This window comes from Dermacoccus sp. SAI-028, assembly GCF_004346775.1.
In the GTDB taxonomy this organism is placed as follows: domain Bacteria; phylum Actinomycetota; class Actinomycetes; order Actinomycetales; family Dermatophilaceae; genus Dermacoccus; species Dermacoccus nishinomiyaensis.
Genome location: NZ_SMFS01000001.1, coordinates 136,399 through 147,976, shown reverse-complemented (window position 1 = coordinate 147,976; position 11,578 = coordinate 136,399). Strand labels below are relative to the sequence as shown.

At 62.3% G+C, this 11,578-nt stretch carries 9 protein-coding genes; 7 read left to right on the top strand and 2 right to left on the bottom strand.

Translation table 11 applies throughout. The features are described from left to right. Positions 1–76: 76 nt before the first annotated feature. On the bottom strand, positions 77–949 hold the full coding sequence (locus tag EDC82_RS00720) for an alpha/beta fold hydrolase (RefSeq protein ID WP_131940251.1): 873 nt from the start codon (positions 947–949) through the stop codon (positions 77–79). A 27-nt stretch (positions 950–976) separates the two neighbouring features. After that, positions 977–1,678, bottom strand: coding sequence for a TM2 domain-containing protein (locus EDC82_RS00715; RefSeq protein ID WP_131940249.1), 702 nt, complete (start codon positions 1,676–1,678; stop codon positions 977–979). A gap of 596 nt (positions 1,679–2,274) precedes the next feature. Between EDC82_RS00715 and EDC82_RS14805 the strand changes: the two genes are divergently transcribed. From EDC82_RS14805 to EDC82_RS00685, 7 genes are all read left to right on the top strand, one after another. Then, positions 2,275–2,586, top strand: a complete 312-nt coding sequence (locus tag EDC82_RS14805) for a hypothetical protein (RefSeq protein WP_231729389.1) — start codon at positions 2,275–2,277, stop codon at positions 2,584–2,586. A gap of 80 nt (positions 2,587–2,666) precedes the next feature. Next, positions 2,667–3,206: a carbohydrate ABC transporter permease gene (locus EDC82_RS14800; RefSeq protein WP_235006264.1), complete on the top strand. Its 540-nt coding sequence runs from the start codon at positions 2,667–2,669 to the stop codon at positions 3,204–3,206. Between the two features lie 110 nt (positions 3,207–3,316). Next, positions 3,317–5,752 (top strand): type I restriction-modification system subunit M, encoded by a 2,436-nt coding sequence (locus tag EDC82_RS00705; protein ID WP_131940247.1) that lies wholly within the window; start codon positions 3,317–3,319, stop codon positions 5,750–5,752. Further along, on the top strand, positions 5,749–7,014 hold the full coding sequence (locus EDC82_RS00700; protein ID WP_131940245.1) for a restriction endonuclease subunit S: 1,266 nt from the start codon (positions 5,749–5,751) through the stop codon (positions 7,012–7,014). Before EDC82_RS00705 ends, EDC82_RS00700 begins: the two co-directional genes overlap by 4 nt. Next, positions 7,011–7,727 carry a TIGR02391 family protein gene (locus EDC82_RS00695; RefSeq protein ID WP_131940244.1) on the top strand — a complete coding sequence of 239 codons (717 nt, stop codon included), beginning with the start codon at positions 7,011–7,013 and terminating at the stop codon, positions 7,725–7,727. Before EDC82_RS00700 ends, EDC82_RS00695 begins: the two co-directional genes overlap by 4 nt. Then, the gene (locus tag EDC82_RS00690; protein ID WP_131940242.1) at positions 7,724–10,807 is read left to right on the top strand and encodes a type I restriction endonuclease subunit R; all 3,084 of its coding nucleotides are present in this window, start codon (positions 7,724–7,726) and stop codon (positions 10,805–10,807) included. The genes EDC82_RS00695 and EDC82_RS00690 overlap by 4 nt, the downstream gene beginning before the upstream one ends. Beyond that, entirely contained in the window at positions 10,794–11,531 is a 738-nt protein-coding gene (locus EDC82_RS00685) for a M48 family metallopeptidase (protein ID WP_062256639.1), read from the top strand. Before EDC82_RS00690 ends, EDC82_RS00685 begins: the two co-directional genes overlap by 14 nt. Positions 11,532–11,578: the final 47 nt, after the last annotated feature.

The window sequence follows — 11,578 nt, the reverse complement described above, 5'->3', positions numbered from 1 at the left end:
GAGCGAGCACACAGACCCGTCGGGCGAGCGCGCGCCTCCGCCGGCCCCTTCGAGTGGCGGCGATGACGGCGCCAGCTCAGCGTTCGTGGGCCTCGTCGATGCGTTCGAGGATGGCGGCGGCGAGGGGTTCGGGGTGGAGGTCGCTGATCCAGTGGCCGGTGTTCTTGAGTTCGACGAGGCGGTAGGGGGCGTCGACGTAGGCATGGGTGAGGTGGGCGGCGGTGTGGCCGAAGGCGAAGTCGTCGGCGCCCCAGACGTACGTCGTCGGGATGGTGCAGGGGCCGAGGTCGGCGGCGTCGCGGGGGCCGTAGGCGCGGTAGTAGTTGAGGGCGGCGTCGAGTGCGCCGGGTTCGGCGAGGAGGCGGGCGTGTTCGTCGAACGTCGCGCGGGGCAGGTCGTGGCAGCCTTCGCGTAGCTGGCGCCAGTCGTCGGCCATGAGGTGTTCGGCGGCGTCGGGTTCGCGGAACGTCTTGATGTACTGCATGGCGTCGCGCTGGGATTCGTCGGTGGCGATGGCGTCGAGCATGGCCTTGGGGTGGGCGGTGCTGACGGCGGTGTACGTCGTGAAGCGCTCGGGGTGGCGGATGGCGGCGAACCACCCGATCGTGGCGCCCCAGTCGTGCCCGACGAGGTGGGCGCGCTCGATGTCGAGGGCGTCGAGCAGGCCGATGACGTCGCCGACGAGCTCGTCGATCGAGTAGTTCTCAGCGCCCTGGGGGCGTGCGGCGGGTGAGTAGCCACGCAGGTTCGGGGCGATGACGCGGCGGCCGGCGTCGGCGAGTTGCACTGCGACGGAACGCCATTGGGCGTTCGACTCCGGGAAGCCATGCAGCAGCATCACCGGCGCGCCGTCGTCGGGGCCAGCGGTGGCGACGTCGAACGTCAGGTCGTCGACGGTGACGGTGCGGGCATGGCCCCAGGGGGCGGTGGGCTGACTCGAAGCGCTCATGATTCGACGCTACTCGTCGGTGGTGACTTAGTTCAGCTTGCGGCCGTAGGGGTCGCGCACGGAGCCGGTCAGCATGAGGATGGCGTCGATGAACGCCCAGATGCTGACGCCGACGAGGATCGGGAAGCCGACGAGGATGAGCGTGCCGAACAGGCCGATGAGGCCGAGGGCGAGTTGGATGCCGCCGGTTCGCGTGTCACCGATGTAGAAGCGGCCGACGCCGAAGTAGCCGAAGAAGAGCTGCAGCAGGCCGGCGGCGATCTTGGATTTGTCGGAGAGCGGTTCGCCCGTCATCGGGTCGATCAGGCCCGACGCGTAGAGCATCTGGCCGTGTGCGACGCCCGGTTGCACGGGGCCCTGCCACGACCCGTAGCCCTGGGGCTGTTGGCCCGGGAACCGCTGGGCGGTCGGCCCCTGCCACGCACCGTTGCCCTGCTGGTCGTAACCCGGCGCGCCGCTCGGGCCATGACCGTAGCCGCCCTGCCATGACGGGCCCTGGTTGTACCCGGGCGAACCCTGACCGGAGGGCCCGCTCGACGGGTACGGCGAGTACGGGTACGGCTGGTCGGCGCCCGCGGCCCGTCCCCCGTGAGTCGCGCCGGCCGAGTCGATGTAGGGCGCGTCGGCCCGGTAGCCGTCGTCGCCGGCCGGAGAGCTGCCGTGGTGGCCGTTTCCCGCCGCTGCGTAGCCGTCAGGGCGCGCCCCGTATGGCCCTGACGCATGGGGCATAGCCTGCGGCGTGACGATAGGTGCCGCCGTAACCCGGGTCGTTGCTCATGTCTCAACTGTGGCACGTCGGGGCGGGCGCAGGGGCTTGGCGGCGTCAACGCACCTCGAACGTCACGTCATCGGGCAGATCGCTGACGCTGACGTCCCCGGCCGCGTCGACGGCAAGGCCGAACGTCTCCCCCGCGAAGCGCAAACCCTCGAATTGTATCGCTCCGAAAGGTGCGCCCGTCGCCGGACGAACCGTCACACGGCGGGCCGGCACGTCGACCTCCAGCCCAAGGCCGGCGGCGATGATGGCGGCGGCAGAGGCAGCCGACCAGGCCTGAGGACGGCAGGGGTCGGGTAGGGCGGTCGTTCAGTGGCGGAACGCTCGGCGTCGGTGCCGCGAGGGCGTTCGTCATCTTCCTCATCATCGTCGTTCTCACGTGGTTGCAGCGGCGCATCATGGATGAGGACAAGCCACTATTCCGTCGCCGTCGCCGCCTGAATGGAGGGCTCTGACGTCCACCCCGGCCAGTTCGGCGATCACCGAGACGGCGACGCCCCATGCGACAAGGCGCCGCAAGTTGCCGGCCCGCACGATCGTCATGTAGGTCGTGTTGACCATCACCGCGCGCATTTACCTGTACCCGTTCGTCATTCAGGTAGCGACGTTGTTCAAGACGGACGCGGAGGCGAGCGCGCACCCGCTGGCCCTCATCCCGAGCCCGATCTGCTTCCTGCAGTGGAAGACGATCTTTGGTTCGGGTGACAATTCGCTGCCGATCACGCGGTGGCCCGGCAACTCGATGCTCGTGACGGTGTGTGTCACGGCGGGGCGAGTCTTCTTCGACTCGCTGGCCGGGTATGCGTTGTCACGGCTGCACTTAGGGGCCGCAAGGCAGTGTTCAGCGCGTTGCTCGCCGTGATGTCCGTGCCTGGTGTGGCGCTGCTCATCCCGAAGTTCCCCATGGTGAAATACCTCGGCATCTACGACACGTAAAGCGTGATGGCCTTGCCGCTCATGGTCGACGCCGCCAGCGTGTTCCTCATGAAGCAGTTCTTCGACACGGTGCCCGTCAGCATCGAGGAGGCGGCTCGGATGGACGGTGCGCCGACGTTGCAGACGTTCTGGTATGTGGTGTTGCCGATGGCGCGCCCGGCGCTCATCACTCTGACGATCCTGTCGTTCCAGGGGTCGTGGGACGAGTTCGGTCACGTCCACGTGACGACGAGCTCACCCGAGCACAAGACGCTCGTCACCGGCCTGGCCGACCTGACGGCCGGTGGGTTGGGGGCGGGTACGCAGTACCCGTTGAAGATGGCTACGGCCCTCATCACGACCATCCCCGTCGCCGTGCTGTTCTTCGCGTTCAGAAGCACCTCGTGCGCGGCGAACGATGGAGCGGTGAAGGGTCGACTCTGCCCTGACTGCCCACAACGGCAGGTCCCGATGCCCCGGGGGCGGGCGTTGTTGATTGGGGGAGCGGCCGGGTCGGACGACGACACGTGGAAGAATCAGTCACGCGACCAGCAGAACGCCCGATGATGCACCTTCAGCAGCATCACCCATACCTGCTGTATCCTCAACAGGACTCGTCATAATCTTATATCCCAGCTGCGCTAACAATAGCCGACTGATAGCAAAGGACGACAACCGTGGCACTAAAGAAATCTGATCTTTACAGATCGCTATGGAAATCGTGCGATGAGCTGCGCGGCGGCATGGACGCCAGTCAGTACAAGGATTACATCCTGACGCTACTGTTCGTGAAATACGTCTCCGATAAGGCCAAGGTAGACAAGAACAGCCTCATCGAGGTGCCCGCGGGCGGATCGTTCGACGACATGCTCGCCGCCAAGGGCGACGCTGAGATCGGCGACAAATTCAACAAGATCATCGGCAAACTCGCCGAGGCGAACAACTTGCGCAACGTCATCGACCAGGCCGACTTCAACGCTCCCGAAAAGCTCGGCAACGGTAAGGAGATGGTCGACCGGCTGTCCAAGCTGGTGACGATCTTCGCCGACCTCGACTTCCGTGGCTCACGCGCCGAGGGCGACGACCTACTCGGTGACGCCTACGAGTACCTGATGCGCCACTTCGCCACCGAGTCGGGCAAGAGCAAGGGGCAGTTCTACACGCCAGCTGAGGTGTCACGCATCCTCGCCAAGGTTGTCGGTATCAACAAGGAGACCAAGCAAGACGAAACGGTCTACGACCCGGCCTGTGGCTCAGGCTCCCTGCTGCTCAAGGCCGCAGCTGAAGCGCCGCGCGGCATGACCATCTACGGCCAAGAGAAAGACAACGCCACCTGGGCGCTGTCCAAGATGAACATGATCCTGCACGGCAACGAGATCGCCGACATCCAGAAGGGCGACACACTCACAAGCCCGCAGTTCACCCACGGCAACCAACTCGACACCTTCGACTACATCGTCATGAACCCCCCGTTCTCGGTGAAGTCCTGGCGCAACGGGCTCGACCTTGAGTACGGACGCTTTGAGTACGGTACTCCGCCAGAAAAGAACGGTGACTACGCGTTCCTTCTGCACGCCCTTACCTCGCTGAAGTCGCGCGGCAAGGCAGCGATCATCCTCCCGCACGGTGTGCTGTTCCGCGGAAACGCCGAGGCCACCATCCGCACCAAACTGCTCAAACAGGGCTTCATCAAGGGCATCATCGGACTGCCGGCCAACCTTTTCTACGGCACCGGCATCCCTGCCTGCATCGTCGTGCTCGACAAGGAGAACGCCCAGGCGAGAACCGGTGTCTTCATGATCGACGCATCCAAGGGCTTCATAAAGGACGGCAACAAGAACCGTCTGCGCGACCAGGACATCCACAAGATTGTCGACACCTTCAACCGTCAGGTCGAGATCGACCGCTTCTCCCACATGGTGCCGATGGCCGAGATCGCCGATCCCAAGAACGACTACAACCTCAACATCCCGCGCTACATCGACTCATCCGCACCCGAAGACCTGCAGGACCTCAACGCCCACATCCACGGCGGCATCCCGAACCACGACCTTGACCTGCTCCGCGCCTACTGGGACGCCTTCCCATCGCTGCGCGACCAACTGTTTGTCGCCAACCGTCCCGGCTACTCCGACCTCAAGCTCGAAGTCGCCCAAGTGCAGCAGATCGTCCTCGACTCGGCGGAGTTCAAGAACTTCAAGGACAAGGCACGCGGCCACGTCGTGCAGTGGTTCGAGGCACACCGCGACGCGTTCGAAACCATCGACGCCGCCACGGTGCCGAACGACCTCATCACTACTCTCGGCGACGACCTGCTCAAGCGGTTCAAGCCGGTGGCGCTGCTTGACGAGTACGCCGTGTACCAGCAACTCATGAGCTACTGGCACGACACGATGCACGACGACGTGTCACTGATCATGCGCGATGGGTGGCTCGACGCCGCCAAGCGGCGGCTGGCGATCACCGACAAAGATCGGAAGCTCGCCGAGGAACCTGACCTGACCGTCGGCACCGGCAAGACCGCCAAGAAGTACAAAATGGATCTCGTGCCACCAGCACTGATCGTGGCGCGCTACTTCGCCGACGAGCAAACGAAGGTCGACACGCTCAACGCCGACCGTGAATCGGCATCGGCCGCTGCAACCGAGCACGCCGAGGAACATGGCATCGACGACGCGTTGCTGGCCGAAGCCACCAACGACAAGGGCGCCTACACCAAGCAACTCCTCACCGCCGTCGTGAAGGACGCGAAGGCTTCCCACGATGCCGAGACCCTGGCTTGCGCCAACGCAGCGCTGAAGCTCGTCAACGCCGAAGCTGCGGCCAAGAAGGCAGCCAAGGACGCTCAGGTAGCACTCGACACCGCAACGCTCAAGAAGTACGCCGATTTGACCGAGACGGACGTCAAGGCGCTGGTGCTCGAGGACAAGTGGCTGAAGTCAGTTCTAGGTCGCGTCTCTCGCGAGGCTGATGCGCTGACGCTCCACCTCGTCGCGCGCATCCAGCAACTTGGTGAACGGTATGCGTCGACCGCCCATGATCTTGACGATGAACTCGCGAAGCTTGAGTCGAAGGTCGCGCGTCACCTGTCCGACATGGGGGTGAAGTCGTGAACGGCGTAGCACTTCCCAATGATTGGGAACTCGTCCAACTTGGTGACCACTTCACGATCACCTCGAGTAAACGTGTGTTCCAGCGAGATTGGCGCACATCAGGAGTCCCGTTCTATCGAGCCCGAGAACTTGCTGTTCTCGGCGCCGAAGGTACGGTTAACAACGAACTGTTCATCGACCGCGAGATGTTCGACCACTATCGGCGAACGTTTGGGGCACCAGGACCCGGGGATTTTCTTATCACAGGCGTCGGGACGCTTGGAAAGACGTACGTGGTTCAAGATGGAGATGAATTCTATTTCAAAGATGGGAATATCATTTGGCTAAAAGCTTCAAGCACGGTGAATAGTTCCTACCTAAAGCAGTTGTTCGAGACGCCTTTCGTCCTTGATCAAGTGTTCAGCAATTCGGGTGGGTCGACGGTTGGCACTTACACCATTACTAACGCGAAACTCACGTTCATACCCGCACCCCCGAAGCTCGAGCAATTGGCAATTGCTCGAGCGTTGTCCGATGCTGACTCGCTGATCGCTACCCTCGAGCGCCTCATCGTCAAGAAGCAGGCGATCAAGCAGGGCATGATGCAGCAGCTCCTGACTGGCCGCACCCGCCTGCCAGGATTCAACGCCGAGTGGTCAGAGATCCGTCTCGGCAATCACGTGACCTATGTGAAGACAGTGGCGCTCTCGCGCGCGCAACTTGATGCTAACTCACCACTGAAATACCTCCACTATGGTGATATTCATACTCGCTCCAGCGTTTTGCTAGACGCTAGAATCGAGGAAATGCCTCGTGCAAGCGCGAGCCTTGCCGCTCGTGCCGGCCAGCTTCGGCGTGGCGACCTTGTGTTTGCAGACGCGTCGGAAGATCCTGCAGGAGTCGGCAAGTCCATCGAGATCGCAGACGCGCCTGGCACCGGTGTCGTGCCTGGACTTCACACAATCGCCGCACGTTTCGATAAGTCAGTTCTTGCTGACGGGTTCAAAGCATACTTGCAGTTTATCCCGTCGTTCCGCGGCCAGTTGCTGCGCCTAGCAGCCGGAACAAAGGTCCTGGCAACGACTCGATCATACATTTCGAGCATTACCCTTACGCTTCCCGCCGTTGCTGAACAGAACGCAATCGCTGAGGCGCTGCATGACTCAGAACGAGAGATCGAAGCTCTTCGCGTTCGCCTTTCGAAGGCGCAGGATATGAAGACCGGCATGATGCAACAACTTCTGACTGGCCGCGTTCGCCTACCCATGGAGTCGGGATTATGAACGCCGAATGGGCCATGGAGGAACTCGAAACGTTCGCACAACAATCCGCGAGGGTCCCGATTCGAACGCCGGGTGTCGTTGGCATGCGGTACGCGGCATCAGAGGGCGAAATTGCCGCAAAATCGCAGGTCGTTGAGCAGATCCTTGAGCGCATCACGCCCCGCTGGCGAGCGACGGTCCCGGCGTCGCCCGTCGGTGATCGGTGGCGCCAGCACCGTGAGGCCGCCTTACGAGCGCGTGAAGCCCTGGCTCGCGCAGCGGAGTTGAGGCATAACCTCGGCGAAAGCGCACCCGAGCTGTCAGCCGCCGAGCTGCACCCGTGGATCTGGAGCGGAGCATCATCTCTCTGGCAATCAGGTCACTACCGTGAGGCTGTTGAGGGCGCCATCAAGAAGTTGAACGCCGAGACACAGAACAAGGTGGGACGCCGCGATGTCAGCGAGACCGACCTGTTCAAGCAAGCGTTCTCGATGGACGACGCCAAGCCCGGCAAGGCGCGGCTCCGCAGAATGAAGGACGACGGCAGCGACACCTACAAGTCTGTCCAGCGGGGCGCGATGACCTTCGCGGAAGGCGTGTTTGCGGGCATCCGTAATCCACTGACACATGAGTCCGACCAGGAACTGTCAGAGCAAGAAGCGCTGGAGTACCTGGCTGCTCTGAGTGTTCTGGCACGGTGGGTCGACCAGTCTCAGACGGAGGCATCAGCATGAGTGACGTCGGCCAGATCGAGCGCAAGACGCAGGACCGTGTCGTCAAGCTGTTCACCGAGCAGCTCGGCTACGAGTACGGCGGCAACTGGGAGTACCGCCAGGGCAACTCGAACATCGAAGAGGCGCTGCTCACCCAGAACCTCAAAGCGCGCGGCTACTCCGACCCCCTGATCTCCCGCGCCATCGACCAACTCAAGAAAGCTGCCGCTGTCAGCGCCGGCCACGGCCTGTACGAGGCGAACCGCGAGGTCTACGAACTGCTGCGCTACGGCGTCAAGGTGAAGCCGAGCGTCAGCGACCCAACGGTGACGGTCTGGCTGATCGACTGGAGCGATCCGAACGCCAATCACTTCGTCGTCGCCGAGGAAGTCACGGTGCTCGGCCAGCACACCAAGCGGCCCGACGTGGTGCTCTACGTCAACGGCATCGCCTTCGCCATCATCGAGCTGAAGCGCTCGTATGTCGGTGTCTCCGAAGGCATCCGGCAGACACTCGGCAACCAGGACAAGCAGTTCATCCGGCCGTTCTTTTCGACGGTGCAGCTGGTCTTCGCTGGCAACGACGTCGAGGGGCTGCGCTACGGGGTTATTGACACACCCGAGAAGTACTGGCTGGCGTGGAAGGAGCCGTCCGATGTCGCTGGTCCGCTTGACCGCGCTTTGCTGCAACTGTGCAACAAGGCCCGCTTTCTCGAACTGATCCACGACTTCACCGTCTTCGACGCTGGCGTTCGCAAGACGGCTCGGCACAACCAGTTCTTCGGCGTGACGGCCGCTCAGGAGCGAATCGCCAAACGTGAGGGCGGCATCATCTGGCACACCCAGGGTTCGGGCAAGAGCCTGACGATGGTGTGGCTGGCCAAGTGGATCCGTGAACAGGACGGAGCCAACCGCGTCCTTCTGATCACCGACCGCACGGAACTCGACGAGCAGATTGAGGGCGTGTTCAAGGGTGTCAACGAGCAGATTTATCGCACCAAGAGCGGCGCCGACCTGATCGACACGCTCAACAAGACCCAGGAGTGGCTCATCTGCTCACTCGTTCACAAGTTCCGCGCCGCTGACAATGACAAGAACCAGGACGAGGCGGCGGGTGACTTCATCAAGGAACTGAGCGCCTCGATCCCGAAGGACTTCTCGGCCAAGGGCAACCTGTTCGTCTTCGTCGACGAAGCCCACCGCACTCAGTCCGGCAAGATGCACACCGCCATGAAGCAGCTGCTCCCGGGTGCCATGTTCATCGGCTTCACCGGTACGCCGCTACTCAAGGCCGACAAGGCCACCAGCATCGAGACGTTCGGCTCGTTCATCCACACCTACAAGTTCGACGAAGCGGTCGAGGACGGCGTCGTGCTCGATCTGCGCTACGAAGCCCGCAACATCGACCAGCACCTGACCAGCCCGAAGAAGATCGACCAGTGGTTTGACATCAAGACCAAGGGCATGACCGACCTCAGCAAAGCCGAACTCAAGAAGCGCTGGGGCACGATGCAGAAGGTCGTCTCTAGCGAGCCTCGAGCCAAGCAGATCGTCAACGACATCTTGCTCGACATGGAAACCAAACCCCGCCTGATGAACGGGCGCGGCAACGCCATGCTGGTCGGAGCCAGCATCTACCAAGCGTGCAAGTTCTACGACCTGTTCGTGGCCAGTGGCTTCAAGGGCAAGTGCGCCATCGTCACCAGCTACGCTCCCAACGCCAGCGACATCTCCAAGGAAGACTCCGGCGAGGGTAAGACCGAGAAGATCCGCCAGTACGACACCTACCGCAAGATGCTGGCTGACTACTTCGACCAGCCCGAAGACGTCGCCGTCACCCGAGTCGAGGAGTTCGAGAAGGCGGTCAAGAAGCAGTTCGTCGAGAACCCAGGCCAGATGCGCCTGCTGATCGTGGTCGACAAGCTGCTCACCGGCTTCGATGCACCGAGCGCCACCTACCTCTACATCGACAAGAAGATGCGCGACCACGGGCTGTTCCAAGCCATCTGCCGCGTCAACCGACTCGACGGCGACGACAAGGACTACGGCTACATCGTCGACTACCAAGACCTGTTCAACTCACTCGAAGATGCGATCACCGACTACACCTCGGGTGCGCTCGACGGGTACGAGAAGAAGGACATCGAGGGTCTGCTCTCTGACCGTGTTGAGAAAGCGCGCCAAGATCTGGACGAGGCGCTGGAAGCTGTGCGGGCGCTCGTCGAGCCGGTGCCGAATCCGAAGAACACGGTCGACTACTTGCGCTACTTCGCGACCGTCGACGCCGACGGCGAGCTCCTGAAGAACAACGAGCAGAAGCGCGTCGCCTTTTACAAAGCCGTCACTGCCGTCACTCGCTGCTACGCCAACCTCGCCAACGAGATGACCGAAGCCGGCTACACCGACGCCGAGGCTGCGGCCATCAAGCACGAGGTTGCCCACTTCGTTGACGTCAGGGCTGAGGTCAAGCTCGGCGCTGGCGAGGATGTCGACTTCAAGCAGTACGAAGCCGGCATGCGCCACCTCCTCGACACCTACATCCAAGCCGACGACTCCGAGGTGGTGTCCGAGTTCGACAACGTCGGACTGGCCGACCTCATCGTCAAGCTCGGTGCTGGAGCGATCGACACGCTGCCAACGGGCATCAAGAAGGATCCCGAGGCCGTCGCCGAAACGATCACCAACAACATGCGCAAAGTCATCATCGACGAGCACGCCACCAACCCGGCGTACTACGACAAGATGAGCGCCCTGCTCGACTCGATCATCGAGGCTCGCCGCAAGGCCGCAATCGACTACAAGCAGTACCTCGCGTCACTGCTCGATGCCGCGAAGCAACTCGGCAGCAAGGGATCTGACCAGGCATACCCGGAGTGGGTACACAACGGAGCGCAGCGAGCCCTGATCGACTTCAGCTTCCCAGACAAGGCCCTGGCGATTGATGTCGATACTGCGGTTAGGACGTCGAAGCCACACAACTGGGTCGGCAACGCTATGAAGGAAAAGGTCGTGCGCCGCGCCGTTGCCCGAGTGCTGCCTGACGGATTTGACCGCCTGGATGAGCTGTTCGATCTTGTAAAGGCGCGTGATGAATACCGCTAACGCCTACCTGACCGTCCGAGGGATCGACATTGACGTCATCTACAAGGACATCAAGAACCTGCACATCGGCGTTTACCCGCCGCTTGGTCGAGTCCGTGTGGCCGCGCCCACTCGACTTGACGACAACGCTGTACGGCTAGCCGTCATACAGCGGTTGCCGTGGATCAAGCAACAGCGCCAGCAGTTCAAGGACGCGGAGCGGCAATCCGAGCGCGAGATGGTCGCCGGAGAGTCTCACTACGTCTGGGGCAACCGGTATCGACTTAAGACCATCGAGCGCCCCGGAGGCACTCATTTTGAGATCGACGGCGACCGTCTCGTGCTCTATATCCCGCCGGGGCGTGACAGCGCCCAACGCCGCACTGCCCTCGATCGGTGGTACCGCGAACAGCTACGCCACGTGCTACCCGACGTGATTGCCACGTGGGAGGACAAACTTGGCCTGTCGGTGCCGAAGTGGTCGATCCGACGGATGAAGACGAAGTGGGGCTCGTGCAACCGAGAAACCCGGCACATCTGGTTCAACACTGAGCTCGCCAAGAAGCACCCCGACTGTGTGGAGTACATCGTCGTCCACGAGATGACCCACTACCTCGAACGGGGACACGGCGAACGGTTCACGAAACTGATGGATCGAGAACTGCCCGATTGGCGGAGCCGCCGCGAACGACTGAACCGCGAACCGTTGGCCGAGGACACCCGGGGTCGTAAGGACGAGGCCTGATGGCAAGCCAGGTCATGAAGGCTCTGCACGGGTAACCTCGGGCCCAT

Bases quoted from the DNA above. Each gene is read 5' to 3' on its own strand.
- EDC82_RS00685 (WP_062256639.1), top strand. From the start codon at position 10,794: ATGAATACCGCTAACGCCTACCTGACCGTCCGAGGGATCGACATTGAC.
- EDC82_RS00690 (WP_131940242.1), top strand. From the start codon at position 7,724: ATGAGTGACGTCGGCCAGATCGAGCGCAAGACGCAGGACCGTGTCGTC.
- EDC82_RS14800 (WP_235006264.1), top strand. From the start codon at position 2,667: ATGGCCTTGCCGCTCATGGTCGACGCCGCCAGCGTGTTCCTCATGAAG.
- EDC82_RS00695 (WP_131940244.1), top strand. From the start codon at position 7,011: ATGAACGCCGAATGGGCCATGGAGGAACTCGAAACGTTCGCACAACAA.
- EDC82_RS00720 (WP_131940251.1), bottom strand. From the start codon at position 949: ATGAGCGCTTCGAGTCAGCCCACCGCCCCCTGGGGCCATGCCCGCACC.
- EDC82_RS00715 (WP_131940249.1), bottom strand. From the start codon at position 1,678: ATGCCCCATGCGTCAGGGCCATACGGGGCGCGCCCTGACGGCTACGCA.